Annotated in this window: 14 protein-coding genes, 3 pseudogenes and 1 riboswitch; of the genes and pseudogenes, 13 read left to right on the forward strand and 4 right to left on the reverse strand. The window is 34.9% G+C overall.

From position 1 onward, the window contains the following. The first annotated feature begins 126 nt into the window (after window positions 1-126). The 4 genes from cspB to ACUN0F_RS15400 all read left to right on the forward strand — a co-directional run bounded on the left by cspB (window position 127) and on the right by ACUN0F_RS15400 (window position 2,097). Window positions 127-327 carry a cold shock-like protein CspB gene (gene cspB, locus ACUN0F_RS15385; RefSeq protein WP_001179147.1) on the forward strand — a complete coding sequence of 67 codons (201 nt, stop codon included), beginning with the start codon at window positions 127-129 and terminating at the stop codon, window positions 325-327. Between the two features lie 192 nt (window positions 328-519). Beyond that, window positions 520-1,365, forward strand: coding sequence for an exonuclease (locus ACUN0F_RS15390; RefSeq protein ID WP_046954609.1), 846 nt, complete (start codon window positions 520-522; stop codon window positions 1,363-1,365). A gap of 192 nt (window positions 1,366-1,557) precedes the next feature. Continuing rightward, entirely contained in the window at window positions 1,558-1,719 is a 162-nt protein-coding gene (locus ACUN0F_RS15395; RefSeq protein ID WP_445539636.1) for a hypothetical protein, read from the forward strand. 30 nt (window positions 1,720-1,749) lie between these two features. Next, complete coding sequence (locus tag ACUN0F_RS15400) at window positions 1,750-2,097, forward strand: hypothetical protein (RefSeq protein ID WP_445539637.1); 348 nt, start codon at window positions 1,750-1,752, stop codon at window positions 2,095-2,097. Window positions 2,098-2,336: 239 nt separating this feature from the next. On the opposite strand, the gene ACUN0F_RS15405 is transcribed toward ACUN0F_RS15400, so the two are convergent. Together ACUN0F_RS15405 and ACUN0F_RS15410 are read right to left on the reverse strand one after the other, a co-directional pair. Continuing rightward, on the reverse strand, window positions 2,337-3,428 hold the full coding sequence (locus ACUN0F_RS15405) for a DUF3900 domain-containing protein (protein WP_016135104.1): 1,092 nt from the start codon (window positions 3,426-3,428) through the stop codon (window positions 2,337-2,339). A 117-nt stretch (window positions 3,429-3,545) separates the two neighbouring features. After that, on the reverse strand, window positions 3,546-3,872 hold the full coding sequence (locus tag ACUN0F_RS15410) for a hypothetical protein (protein WP_445539638.1): 327 nt from the start codon (window positions 3,870-3,872) through the stop codon (window positions 3,546-3,548). Window positions 3,873-4,248: 376 nt separating this feature from the next. Between ACUN0F_RS15410 and ACUN0F_RS15415 the strand changes: the two genes are divergently transcribed. From ACUN0F_RS15415 to ACUN0F_RS15435, 5 genes are all read left to right on the forward strand, one after another. After that, window positions 4,249-5,160 carry a VanW family protein gene (locus ACUN0F_RS15415; RefSeq protein ID WP_445539639.1) on the forward strand — a complete coding sequence of 304 codons (912 nt, stop codon included), beginning with the start codon at window positions 4,249-4,251 and terminating at the stop codon, window positions 5,158-5,160. A gap of 227 nt (window positions 5,161-5,387) precedes the next feature. Continuing rightward, a riboswitch (SAM riboswitch) is annotated at window positions 5,388-5,494 on the forward strand. A gap of 69 nt (window positions 5,495-5,563) precedes the next feature. Then, window positions 5,564-6,232: an amino acid ABC transporter permease gene (locus ACUN0F_RS15420; RefSeq protein ID WP_098191209.1), complete on the forward strand. Its 669-nt coding sequence runs from the start codon at window positions 5,564-5,566 to the stop codon at window positions 6,230-6,232. A 19-nt stretch (window positions 6,233-6,251) separates the two neighbouring features. Further along, window positions 6,252-7,013 carry an amino acid ABC transporter ATP-binding protein gene (locus ACUN0F_RS15425; protein ID WP_000570171.1) on the forward strand — a complete coding sequence of 254 codons (762 nt, stop codon included), beginning with the start codon at window positions 6,252-6,254 and terminating at the stop codon, window positions 7,011-7,013. Between the two features lie 11 nt (window positions 7,014-7,024). Continuing rightward, on the forward strand, window positions 7,025-7,816 hold the full coding sequence (locus tag ACUN0F_RS15430; protein WP_264462000.1) for an amino acid ABC transporter substrate-binding protein: 792 nt from the start codon (window positions 7,025-7,027) through the stop codon (window positions 7,814-7,816). A gap of 74 nt (window positions 7,817-7,890) precedes the next feature. Further along, window positions 7,891-8,799: a VOC family protein gene (locus ACUN0F_RS15435; RefSeq protein WP_445539640.1), complete on the forward strand. Its 909-nt coding sequence runs from the start codon at window positions 7,891-7,893 to the stop codon at window positions 8,797-8,799. Between the two features lie 21 nt (window positions 8,800-8,820). Here ACUN0F_RS15435 and ACUN0F_RS15440 read toward each other — a convergent pair whose 3' ends face one another. Both ACUN0F_RS15440 and ACUN0F_RS15445 read right to left on the reverse strand, forming a co-directional pair. Beyond that, window positions 8,821-9,738: a GNAT family acetyltransferase gene (locus ACUN0F_RS15440; protein WP_445539641.1), complete on the reverse strand. Its 918-nt coding sequence runs from the start codon at window positions 9,736-9,738 to the stop codon at window positions 8,821-8,823. Continuing rightward, window positions 9,735-10,253, reverse strand: a complete 519-nt coding sequence (locus ACUN0F_RS15445) for a GNAT family N-acetyltransferase (protein WP_088092167.1) — start codon at window positions 10,251-10,253, stop codon at window positions 9,735-9,737. Before ACUN0F_RS15445 ends, ACUN0F_RS15440 begins: the two co-directional genes overlap by 4 nt. A gap of 303 nt (window positions 10,254-10,556) precedes the next feature. On the opposite strand from ACUN0F_RS15445, the pseudogene ACUN0F_RS15450 reads away from it, so the two are divergent. The 4 genes and pseudogenes from ACUN0F_RS15450 to ACUN0F_RS15465 all read left to right on the forward strand — a co-directional run. Continuing rightward, window positions 10,557-10,721, forward strand: a pseudogene (locus tag ACUN0F_RS15450) (MgtC/SapB family protein); the annotation flags it as partial. Between the two features lie 132 nt (window positions 10,722-10,853). Next, a pseudogene (tnpA, locus tag ACUN0F_RS15455) lies at window positions 10,854-11,258 on the forward strand (IS200/IS605 family transposase). A gap of 3 nt (window positions 11,259-11,261) precedes the next feature. Further along, complete coding sequence (gene tnpB / locus ACUN0F_RS15460; protein ID WP_445539642.1) at window positions 11,262-12,350, forward strand: IS200/IS605 family element RNA-guided endonuclease TnpB; 1,089 nt, start codon at window positions 11,262-11,264, stop codon at window positions 12,348-12,350. A gap of 126 nt (window positions 12,351-12,476) precedes the next feature. Then, window positions 12,477-12,740, forward strand: a pseudogene (locus ACUN0F_RS15465) (MgtC/SapB family protein); the annotation flags it as partial. Window positions 12,741-12,921: the final 181 nt, after the last annotated feature.

Consider the following 12,921-nt stretch of genomic DNA (forward strand, 5'->3'; position numbering starts at 1 on the left):
ACTTCCGAGGAGGATAGCAATGTTAAATCTCCTCTGGGGTTGCAGTTTTTTAATTTTTGAAGTATTATTGTAAAGTGGTTGAAAATGAATATGTACATATAGGTACATTGTAGGAGGATTTTTTAAATGCAAAACGGTAAAGTAAAATGGTTTAACGCAGAAAAAGGTTTCGGTTTCATCGAAGTTGAAGGCGGAGAAGACGTATTCGTTCATTTCTCAGCTATCCAAGGCGACGGCTTCAAATCTTTAGAAGAAGGTCAAGAAGTTACTTTCGAAGTAGAACAAGGTAACCGTGGACCTCAAGCTACAAACGTTAACAAGAAGTAATTATGGAAAAAAGAAGGGCTTGCCCTTCTTTTTTTTGCATTTTTATTGAATAACCTCCTATGTACATATAATAATGAGATTAAATTTTCGTTTATTAGACGAAGTATTTCATGCATAAAGTGTATGAATGAATAAATAAATACTGAAAATAGAGTATGTGTGTGAAAAGGAATTTAGAAAGAGGTAAATAAATTGGAAAACGCTACACATTTTATTGTGTTCGATATAGAGAGAAATTTCAGGCCGTATAAATCAGAAGATCCGTCAGAGATAGTTGATATCGGAGCTGTAAAAATAGAAGCAAGTACAATGAAGGTAATTGGAGAATTTTCGGAGTTAGTAAAGCCGAGTGCACGACTCACTCGTCATACGACAAAATTAACGGGAATTTCAAAGGAAGATTTAATTGGTGTGGAGAAATTTCCGCAAATTATAGAGAAATTTATTCAATTTATCGGAGAAGACTCTGTATTTGTTTCATGGGGAAGAGAAGATTATCGTTTTTTATCTCATGATTGTACGTTACACGGTGTAGAATGCCCATGTATGGAAAAAGAGAGCAAATTTGATTTGCAGAAGTTTGTTTTCCAAGCGTATGAAGAGTTATTTGAGCATACACCAAGTTTACAATTTGCAGTAGAACAGCTTGGTTTAACGTGGGAAGGGAAGCAGCACCGAGCTTTAGCGGATGCTGAGAATACAGCGAATATACTTCTTAAAGTATATAGCGAGAAAGACATTCATAAACGGTACAAAAGACATGGTGAGCTTGAACTTGTAGAGAACGGAAAACTAACAGAAAAAGCGAAAAAAAAGATGCGAAAATGGGTATTTAAAGAAATGAGAAAAAATACAGAGCGTCCTTTCGTTTGGAGTGCATTTGAAAATAGTGACACGTGGGAAAGTATAACGGAAAGATATTATATAAGTGAAGCTACAATAGCACTTCTGAAAAAGCATTTTCCTACGGCGGTGAGAAAAGCGGAAAGGCAGATTAGGTATTTGGCTGAGATGGAGGAGAATGTAGAGGTTAAATGACATTCTCCTCTATTTCTAGCTACATAAATTTAACGTCATTGTACTGATGGATGAATAAAGTATTCATATTAAATAGGAATTGATTTGTTGTGTTTGGGCCATAATAATTGCTTTGAAAATTAAGGTGTGGTAAGAATTTTTAAATACATTCATAAAATTAGAGCCCATAGAAATGAAAGAGGGTAGAGTTAAATGGAAGTAATCTTTAACATTGTAACAGTTTTAGTTTTTGGGATAATATTTACCACGCTATTAACAGTAATTGCACTTCCTTTCATAGCAAAGAAGAAGAATTGGAAAAAGCTTAATATATCTTTAAAGCGTGGTGTATTAAAGATTAAAATCGAAGAGTAAATATGAGTTTTATACAAGGGAGGTGTGATAGTGATAGACTTGAATATTAAAGACGTCACCGTACAGATGGAATTAAACGGTGTCTTTTGGAATGAGGATGGGATTGCTGAAATGACGGTGACTACAAAAGAAGAGCACTCTCTTCTTCTTCGTCTAGTAGTTGACTTAGAAAGTAAAACTATTAGGGCGACGAGTGCCGAAATAGTGAATGGATTCTGCCCTCTGTGCAAACAGAAAAGGGACGAATGTAGTGAACTTAATGACTTGCAAAACAAAATGGATATTTTAGAAGAAGCCTATGATTGGGTAAGAGAGCATCCAGAATATCGTTTTCAATTATCTTTTTACGAGTACAATAAATTTGAGGTAGTGAAGTGAAATTTTCATTTTACCAACATACATAGTGACTACTCTAATCGAAATACGCTTGTACAACAAGGAAGGAATCTACTGGATTCTGCAACAATTGTTATCTTGGATTAAAAATAAACATATTTTGTTATAAAGCAGAAAAACCGATTCTACTAAGAATCGGTTTTTAATATAAAGGTCAACTAAGTTCAAAATAAAAGAGCGCTTATTAACAGCGCTCAGTAAAAATAGATATATGGAAGGATTTATTCAATCCCGTTCGGATCATAAGAATACTGCTGCTTATTCTCAATCCGCTCAATTACGTCTTGCAATTCATCTGGCTTCAGAAACTCAATTGGAGAGAATCCTTTTTCAAACGTAAGTGTATCAGCCTCAATCATTAATACATATCGGTCGTTTACCTTTGCGATATGAATCAGGTCTCCGAAATCAGCAAGCAACGCCTTCACAGAGATATGGTCTGCTTTTAACTTTAATTCCACTTCAGGAGCATGCTCGACGATTTGAGCGGTAGCCTCCATTACTTCTTCAGTTGAAAATTGTTCCATAATTTCGCGTTTCGGACTGGCAGCCCATACTTCCATTGCTTGGTCGAATTGTTCGCGTTCTTCCGTACCTTCTTCAAATACATCTTCAATTTGGTCATATACCATGTCCATTACTTGTGTTTTCATAATTTCAGGCATAGAGCGTTCGTACTCGACGAATTTTAAGAAGTCTTCAAAGTAGCGGGCGTGTGATGCTTGGTGAATTTTTAGCTCACCCACTTCGACCATACCTTCTTCAGGCATGTACGGATATTGGATAGATTTCATGTTTTTTGTTGTGATGGCCATTTCAACGTTACGAATCAGTGTGGATTCATCTGAAATAGAAGCGACTTTCGGTTCGAAGTCACATTTCATAACGAAAACGAATGGATCATCAAAGTATTTGCGTAGTTTTGCTTGCGCAATTAAAAATACACCACCGCGTACAGCGCTTGTGTCCAGATATGTATAAACGAGAGGTTCACTCATATCTTTGAAGTTTTCTTTTGTTTCCGCAAAGCGAATGCGATTAAAGAGGTTGTAATGAGGGTTTGAATCAAGTTCGTGCCCTTCTTCTACAATGAAGCGACCAATCTTTGTCGGAGCTTGTTCTGTTTTCGCATGACGTTCTACTTTTCGCTTTGAAATTTTTAATAATTCACCATTCAAAAATTCTTTTAAGGAGCTATCTTCATACTCTTCAGCGTCTAACGTTTGAAAATGTTTGTAGCGTTTATCAACAGCTTCACCTTTTCCTTCTACTTGTACAACATAAAAGGAAAGATAATTTATTTCAAAATCCATATTTATCACCTTGTTTCATTTCATTAACTCTTATCAGTATAGAGATGGAAAAAACTTTCGTCAATTTATATAAAGGAAGGGGGAGCCCCTTCCTTTATATATTTTTTACTTTCGAAATTAAAATCCGTCTTCTAATGCTGAAAATGGAATGTTCAGTCTGTTTTCTACTGTACGTAAACGCTGGTTTAAGCGGTTTAATCTACGTGTATGACGCTCAACCGTGTTTTCTAATTGACGTACTCTTTGCTCAAGTTCATTTACTCGTCTTTCTAGTTGACGGTTTCCAGTACCAGGAAAAGAGATTGGAAGTTGGAATTGTCGATTTTGATCATATGGATTAACTTGTTCTACTGGATCTATATATTGTTGGTATTGTGCTTGTAAATCATATTGAGGCTGATAAGCATTTTGGTTATATGGATCGTATGGATTGTAGGGGTACATAAAACATCCTCCATTTCTTTAAAATAGGTTAATTCACCATAATGTATGTGTAAAAGCGGAGTGTGGCACGGCAAATACCTATTTATGTTCACAAGGTGTTTCTTTATAAATAAGAATATGGAGTTTTACATTTGTATTTCTTTCGTTTTATGGTATATACTGGATAAAAAGGTGAGGTTACATAAAGGTTACAATTCTATCGAACTCCAACTTTTATGTAAATATGTATAGACATTTAGAAAAGAAAAGAGTAATTTATATAGAGTAAAAAATAACTTGTAACATTTTATAAATATATTGTAAAATGATTGTAACAAAACATACATAAAAATGAAATAATACATAAAAGTAATATTGGGAAAAAGGGGAGAGTATATTGTTCCGTAAAGTAAAGGGTATATTAGTTGGGGTGTTATGTGTAGCTATAGTGAGTGGTTGTGGTGCAAAAGTAAGTGATGTTGCATTAGTAAGTGACATTGGTGGCCACACGGTAGAGGCTAAAGCAGAGGTGCAGGATTCTATTAGTTTAGTAGATGGTCGTACTGGTACGGAAGTGAAAAAGCTAGATTTATCGAGTCTAGGTTATTTTGAAGATGAAGCAAAATTTAAAAAATCGGTAACGAAGGTTGCTAGTGAGGTTGGGAAAAGCGTTGATAAAAAGATGGTTCCTTCACGCGTAGCACCTGATGGAAGTTGGCAAGAAGGAAAACCTGCTTATGAGTTAATGGAAAAAGAATTAGTAGATAAATTATTAAACGTTGGTATGTGGGATTCTTCCTATCAATTACCTATTGTTGAGAAAAAGCCTATCGCAACATTAAGTGATGCGCAAGGAAGTGGTACGGTAATTGGTAGATATGAAACGAATTTAGGTGGCTCAGCAGGTGGCCGTATTGAGAATATTCGCTTGTCAGCAGCGGGCATAAATGGGGTTGTATTAGCGAAAGGAGACCGTTTCTCTTTCAATGCATTAATTGGTGATACAACGCCAGATAAAGGATACCAATTAGGAAAAGAAATTGTAGATGGTAAATTAGTAGATGGATACGGCGGTGGTGTTTGTCAAACATCATCAACTTTATACAATGCAGCAGATCAAGCTGGTTTGAAAATGGTAGAGAGAACGACACATTCTAAAACGGTAGGTTATGTTCCACAAGGAAGAGATGCTACAATTGCGTATCCATACTTAGACTTAGTGTTTGAAAACACGAATGATGCACCTGTGAAACTTTATATGGGCATTCAGGGTGGAAAGTTAGTTGCCGAAGTACATAAAATGAGATAAGAATAATTAATCTATAAAAAAGCCATTATTTCTATTAAGAATAGAAATAATGGCTTTTTCTGTGCGATTTATCCAGTGTAAATTATACACCTTAAGACTGGGTGAATGTGAGGGATAAGCTATTCGAAAAAGTGTTGAATTTAATTCTTATTTTTCCTATTGACATTATATATAATTAACTGTATTCTTCATATTAACAACTAAATAAATGGAAATATTTATTAGTTTTCTTATCAAGAGAGATGGAGGGACTGGCCCGATGAAATCTCAGCAACAGGCTACAAAAGTACTGTGCTAATTCCAGCAAACGTATGAAGCGTTTGGAAGATGAGGGGAAATGGATTAACATTCAACTCTTCTTATATGTGTAAGAAGAGTTTTTTGTTTAGAGAGGGGGGATAAAGTGAAGTTTGATGTAACGTATTTTTTAGAAAGTTTTCCGCAATTATTTAAGTATGTATACATAACTTTAGGGATTACTGTAGTTTCAATGATTATTTCTTTTGTTATAGGGATTGGCTTGGCGATCATAACGAAAAACAAAACGAAATTTTTATATTCTATTGCAAGAGTATATATATCTTTCTTTAGAGGAACACCTTTATTAGTTCAATTGTTTGTGTTGTATTTCGGATTGCCGCAAATATTTCCAGCCTTTACAGTACTTACAGCGATGCAAGCGACTTTAATCGGTCTCAGTTTAAATAATGCAGCATATTTGTCAGAGATTATTCGGGGCTCATTAAATGCTGTGGAATCAGGACAAATGGATGCTTGTTTATCAGTTGGAATGACAAAGGCGCAAGCGATGCGACAGATTATCTTTCCACAAGCTATTCGTGTCGCAGTACCGTCACTTGGAAATAATTTTGTCGGATTGTTAAAAGAATCTTCGTTATCTTTTGCACTTGGGGTGGCTGAAATTTTAGCGCAGGCGAAGATGCTAGCGGCACAATCGTATCGTTATATGGAAAGTTACTTAGCGGTAGCGATTGTATATTGGATTATTACAATAGTAATTAGTTGGGGACAGAAAAAGTTAGAAAAGAAACTTGATGCACCGTATTTGTAATAGAAATGAGGTGATATGTGTGATTGAGATAAGTGATTTGTATAAATCTTACAAAAGTAATGAAGTATTAAAAGGAATCTCACTTACTGTAAATAAAGGAGAAGTGGTAGTCATTATTGGGCCTTCTGGTTCAGGTAAATCGACATTATTAAGATGTTTAAATTTATTAGAACAACCAGAGGATGGAAGTATTAGAATTGAAGATTTAGAGATTCATGCAAAGAAGCTTTATAAAAAAGAAATAATACAATTACGTCAAAAAACAGCTATGGTTTTTCAAAACTATAATTTATTTAAAAATAAAACAGCATTACAAAATATTACAACACCATTAACAGTTGTACAGAAAAAAAGTGAAGAAGAAGCGAAAAGAATAGCAAGAGAAATATTAAAACAAGTAGGTTTAGCTGAAAAAGAAGATTTCTACCCAACGATGTTATCAGGTGGGCAACAACAAAGGATTGGAATTGCGAGAGCGATGGCATTAAATCCAGCTATATTATTGTTTGATGAACCGACTTCAGCACTAGATCCAGAATTAGTGAATGAAGTATTACAAGTAATTAAAGATTTGGCAAGACAGCATATAACGATGGTTATTGTTACACATGAAATGAATTTCGCAAAAGAGGTAGCGGACCGCATTATATTTATGGCTGATGGCATTATTGTAGAGCAGGGAACGCCGGAGGAGATTTTTAGGAACCCACAAAATGAACGTACGAAAAAGTTTTTACGACAATTGAATGCTTCAGAAGAAGGCAATCATTTCGTTATTTAGGAGGGAGAATTATGAGGAAATCATCATTATTACTAACATTGGCATTAACAGTATCGGTTGGGCTTTTATCTGCTTGTGGTTCAGATACAGCGAGCAAAAAGACAGATGAAAAAGTAGTGAAAGTTGGGACGTCTGCAGGTCGTAGCCCATTTATTTTTAAAGAGGGTGAGAAAGTAAAAGGTTTTGATGCTGAAATTATTGAAGCTGCTGCTAAAAAGGCTGGATATAAAGTTGAATGGAATGTTTCTGATTTTGAAGGGTTATTTGGTCTATTAGATTCAGGTCGTATTGATACGATTGCAAATGAATTATCGGTTTCTCCGGAAAGAAAAAAGAAATATGATTTTTCAATTCCATATGTATATTCAGGATCTGTTTTCGCGGTGAAGAAAGATAATAATACAATTAAATCGTTAGAAGATCTAAAAGGAAAGACTGTAGGTGTTGGGCTTGGTACAGCTGGGGAACAAGAATTAAAAGCTTTAAATAAGAATAATGCTTTTACAATTAAAACGTTCTCAGAGGATCCAACAGCGGAATTAAATGAAGTAGGACTTGGCCGTGTAGATGCTTACTATAATGATAAAGTGCAAGTAGAAACAACAATTAAAAAAGCGGATTTAGATAATGTGAAAGTAGGATTTGGTCCACTTAAATGGGGAGAGATTGCATTTCCATTTGCCAAAAAGAGCGAAAAGTTAGAAGATATAAACAAGGCGTTGAAAGAATTAGAACAAGATGGGACATTAAGCGAAATATCAAAAAAATGGCTGAAAGTTGATGCTACAAAAAAACAAAATTAAAATATGTTCGTTGAATGTGGCTATTGTCCATCAACTTATATAAAAATAAAAGGGAACTGGAGAGGAAGTTATTCATGGTACAAATTCATCCGAAAACACGTATTGGTCATGTTGAATTTAAAGTGCAAAATTTAGAGCGCCAAATTGCTTTTTATGAGAATGTAGTAGGCTTAGAAGTAATTCAGCGTGAGGAGAATAAAGCATATTTATCAGGAAAAGGTGGAAAGAACACGTTACTTGTTCTTGAAAAATTAGAGGACGGGGTACTGCAAGAACCGCGTACGACTGGTATATATCATGTAGCCTTTTTAGTTCCAACTCGTGAGGCTTTTGCTTCGGCATTATTTGGTGTGATTCGTAATAAGAACGTAATTGATAGTCCGGCTGAGCAAGAGGGACGTTATACATATTCAAATGAAATTTTACCAATTTCAAGGTTTAATAGCGCAAGCGATCATACGTATAGCGAAGCGTTTTATTTACAAGACTTAGAGGGAAATGGTATTGAAATTTATGCAGACCGTCCGCGCGATCAATGGGGAGAAGGACCAGGAGGCAGTACGCCGCTTGATTTAAAAGAACTGGCAACACTCGTTGATTATGAGATTGATGGGTTGCCTGCTAATACTGTCGTTGGGCACGTACATTTACGAATAGCGGATATAGAGAAGTCACACGAGTTTTATGTAGAGACAGTAGGATTTGAAGTACAACAGCGTGAAGATGACTGCTTATTCATTTCTGCAGGAGGATATCATCACCATATCGGTGCAAATACGTGGAACGGAGTAAATAATCCGCACCCACCAGCGCATGCAACTGGACTTAAGGTATATACAATTGTATTACCGCATAAAGAAGCGTTAGATGGAGTGAAAGAAAGATTAATAGAAAAACAACATAAAGTAAACGAAAGTACAAACGGATTTACAGTAGTAGATCCTAGTGGTATTACAGTGCAGTTTGAAATAGAGACAGCATAAAAGAAGTCGGAAGGTGTATAATCACTTTCCGACTTCTTTTTGATACGTAATCCAAGTAGCACAAGGATTGAAAGGAAAGGATTTTAATATCTCCATTGCATATATACTCGTTGAATCGAATTCACCTTGAATGAAAGAATAACCATGTTTACTTGCATACATAGCTTGTTTGAAAACGAGAAGTTTCAGTAAGGATAAATTCTCTGTAGTGTGAGTCCCACACCATCCTAGTTCTACCGTATCATCTTTTTCTGATGTATGGAGGAAAGAGTACGCAATAATTTTATTCTTTTCATCTATCATTACAAAGCTCCCATCTAGTAACACATCATCAGTTAACATCTGTTCTTTCCAAGTTTCGAGCGGGTATGAGGCAACGGGATTTGCTAAGTGAGTATCCTCATAATTCGTTTTTACTAAGTGAGCTAGCTTTTCAAAGAAGCTATTATTAGACAAGATGTTTGATAAGGTTTGTACATCATAATTTGAATGAAGCATTGTATCGATAGCTATGATTTTTCGTACGTCTAATATCGGCATATATGTTCTTCGGATTTCCGTAAAATTATGTTCTTCATAATAGGCTTTTAAATGAGCCGATGTTTCCCATATAGAGGTTTGTAATGGTAATTTGAAGTTTTCTCGTTTTTGAATCTCGTTTAATAAAAATTGTTCAATGTGTAGCTCTGAATAGAAAGGATTTGTATATATTCGAAAGTATGTGCAGTATGGATGGAAGTTACTGTTCCACGTGAAAAAGACGCCTACTACATCTTTTTTATAGTAGGCAACATACGCACATTTTGTTTTATTATCTCGTAATAAGTTAAATAGATAAGATTCTTCATTGTATAAATCAATAAGTTGTTTTATTTTTAGCTCGTCACTTCTACTATATTTCTCTATAATAAGGTTATTTTCATTGGATGACTTCTTCATAGCTCAATCCAAAACCTTCTTACTACATTTCCATCTTCCTCAATGAAATCATCATCACGAATCCCTCCGTTATGTAAAATTGTTTTTTCTGAAGCTGTATTCACTTCGTCGCAAACGACAAGTACTTTCTTGATGTTTAATTCCTTCGTTTTTTCTAGGGATAATTTTAATAACTTCGTAGCATAACCTTTTTTTCTTTCGGAAGGGCGAATGCCATAACCGATATGACCGCCAGCGTTAAATAAATGCTCGGTTAAACTATGACGTATATTAACAGCACCTACAATTTTATTTTCATCTGTAACGAGCCAATACGTAGAGTCTGGTACCCAAGATTCAGGGAGGTTTATTCCGTTATGTGCATCGTGAAGTTCTTGAATCATTGCCGTGAAATTAGAGGGATCTTTTGAGATAACCCACGGAATCATTGTTTCACCGCTATCTTTCCATTCGTTATAAAAATCTAAGTATTCTTCTTGTAAATCGATAGTAGGTGTAAGTAAAGAGACGTTCATTGTTAGTAAGCTCCTTTATTTATGTAGTATGTATAAAAAAATATGGTGTAAAATGTAAGCGTTTTCTAAACTTTCTCAACCTCATTTTATGCAATCCATATCCCGTTTTTAAATGGAAAGTAAAGTTTAAGGTTTTTCGTATAAAAAGTGGGCTGAATTCTATTTATGTTAATATTTTCAATATTAACATAAATCACCTAGGATATTAAGTATATTTTAATGAAATGCTTTTATATCGATAAATGGATGTGTGTGATAATTTTTGTTTTATCTATCTATAATGAATGAAAGGGGGAAGGGCTCGTGAGTGTAAATCTTGATTTAATTATACGAATCGGTGTTGCGGGTTTGTTGGGAGCAATAATCGGTATAGAAAGGGAAATTCGATCAAAAGAAGCGGGATTAAAAACACATTTCCTAGTAGCGGTAGGGAATGCTTTAACGAATTTTCCGAAAGAATTCTCCTTCCTCAAGCGTGTGAAGGGCATAGCCCAACGATAGGTGAGAGATGAATTTCGGTTTGGCGCAGCCAAAAGGCTTTGCCTTTTATTTTCACCTCCAATATAATCAATCTTATAAAGGGTAAAGGTTGGTATATCAATGAAGTTAGATAGCAATAATCATTCAGTGTTCTTATTGTATTATCACCTTGTATTGGTCGTGAAATACAGAAGAAATGTATTTGATGATGATATATCGGACTATGCAAAAGATATGTTTGTCCAACTATCTGAAAATCACAATATTACATTAATCGAATAGAATCATGATGTAGACCATGTGCATATCTTATTCAAGGCACATCCGAATACAGAACTGACAAAGTTCATTAATGCTTATAAAAATTCAAGTTCTCGACTCATCAAGAGAGACTTTCCCCATGTGAGAAAGAAACTTTGGAAAGAAATGTTTTGGTCAAGAAGCTTTTGCTTGATTACTATGGGTGGTTCACCGATAGATGTAGTAAAGAAATATATTGAAGATCAAGAGGAAAGTGAGGTGTAGGAAATGTTAAGATCATACAAATATCGTATCTATCCAAATAAAGAACAACAAATGTTTTTCTCAAAAACATTTGGATGTGTTCGATTTGTATACAACAAGATGCTTGCAGATAGAATCAAATCTTATCAAGAATCACAGGATAAACTTGATAAATCTGTTACATATCCTACGCCTGCACAATATAAGGCTGAATTTCCATTCCTAAAGGAAGTTGATAGTCTTGCGTTGGCGAATGCTCAAATGAATTTGAATAAAGCATACGCTAACTTTTTCCGGGATAAATCTATTGGATTCCCGAAATTCAAAAGTAAGAAAGATAACCATCGTAGTTATACAACAAATAACCAAAAAGGCACGGTTTACATTGAGAGTGGTTATATCAAGCTGCCCAAACTAAAGACCTTGGTAAGGATTAAACAGCACAGACAATTCTTTGGATTAATTAAGTCTACTACAGTGTCTCAAACACCTACTGGTAAATACTTTGTATCGATTTTAGTAGAAGAAAATGTGCAAATGTTTCCTAAAGTTGATGCAAAAGTTGGTATTGATGTTGGGCTAAAAGACTTTGCAATATTGTCTAATGGCAAGAAATATGAGAACCCTAAATGGTTGAGAAAAGCCGAAAGAAGATTAGCTCTTCTGCAGCGCTCTTTATCGCGCAAAAAGAAAGGTTCAAACAATAGAAACAAGGCCAGGTTACAAGTTGCAAGACTTCATGAGAAGATTGCGAATCAACGCAATGATTTTCTTCACAAGATAAGCAATGAAATCACAAACGAAAACCAAGTAATTGTGATTGAGGACTTGAAAGTGAAGAACATGCAAAAGAATTACAAATTAGCAAAAGCAATCAGTGAAGTATCTTGGGCTAAATTCAGAGAGCACCTTGACTATAAAGCAATATGGAAAGGTCGCGATTTGATAGTCGCACCTAAGAATTATGCGAGTAGCCAATTGTGTTCTTGCTGTGGTTATAAAAATAAGGAAGTCAAGAATCTAAGCCTTAGAGAGTGGACTTGTCCTGAATGCAATAGCCATCATGATAGAGATGTAAACGCAAGTATAAACTTACTAAAATTAGCCACGTAATTGGTATTTTCTTTAGGGGTAGGTACTACCCTTATAGCTTGGTAAATATAGATAGCTAATAAAAGTATCTACTTCCCAAGAAGCTCCCACTTCAAATAGTCCGTAGGGACGTTAAGTGGTGAGTAGTTCACGGTGCAATTTTTATTTCCGCAAAATATAACAGTGCAAATGTGTATAAATAAACATGAGGCGGTACAACAAATAGTAGAAACGCTACAAGTGAAAGGTATTCCAATACTGTCATATGAAGTGGAAACTTTACAGCGAGGTACGGAAATAGTTTATAAGGTAGGGATGCAGCTGAAAAATATATCGTCAGAAGAAAAGAATGAATTTATTCAGCATATGCAAACATTACCGGAAGTTACGTTTATAAAGTTAAAATCATAGCGGTGAAAACGAGGATAGATATAGCAGGAATTTCGCTATTATCTATCTTTTTTTGATATAAAATTCAAATAAAGTCAAGTGTTAATTTTGCGCGGTATGGATACATATGTGAACGTTACCTTATTTTTTCTCAATACAGAATAAAAAGTAAGAATAGTAAAATAATGGTGCGGGACACTAA

Source organism: Bacillus sp. 1A (assembly GCF_052682215.1).

What these genes read in the sequence shown, in the direction of transcription:
- ACUN0F_RS15435 (WP_445539640.1), top strand. Translation starts at nt 7,891, where the DNA reads ATGGTACAAATTCATCCGAAAACACGTATTGGTCATGTTGAATTTAAA.
- ACUN0F_RS15395 (WP_445539636.1), top strand. Translation starts at nt 1,558, where the DNA reads ATGGAAGTAATCTTTAACATTGTAACAGTTTTAGTTTTTGGGATAATA.
- ACUN0F_RS15445 (WP_088092167.1), bottom strand. Translation starts at nt 10,253, where the DNA reads ATGAACGTCTCTTTACTTACACCTACTATCGATTTACAAGAAGAATAC.
- tnpB (WP_445539642.1), top strand. Translation starts at nt 11,262, where the DNA reads ATGTTAAGATCATACAAATATCGTATCTATCCAAATAAAGAACAACAA.
- ACUN0F_RS15430 (WP_264462000.1), top strand. Translation starts at nt 7,025, where the DNA reads ATGAGGAAATCATCATTATTACTAACATTGGCATTAACAGTATCGGTT.
- ACUN0F_RS15440 (WP_445539641.1), bottom strand. Translation starts at nt 9,738, where the DNA reads ATGAAGAAGTCATCCAATGAAAATAACCTTATTATAGAGAAATATAGT.
- cspB (WP_001179147.1), top strand. Translation starts at nt 127, where the DNA reads ATGCAAAACGGTAAAGTAAAATGGTTTAACGCAGAAAAAGGTTTCGGT.
- ACUN0F_RS15410 (WP_445539638.1), bottom strand. Translation starts at nt 3,872, where the DNA reads ATGTACCCCTACAATCCATACGATCCATATAACCAAAATGCTTATCAG.
- ACUN0F_RS15405 (WP_016135104.1), bottom strand. Translation starts at nt 3,428, where the DNA reads ATGGATTTTGAAATAAATTATCTTTCCTTTTATGTTGTACAAGTAGAA.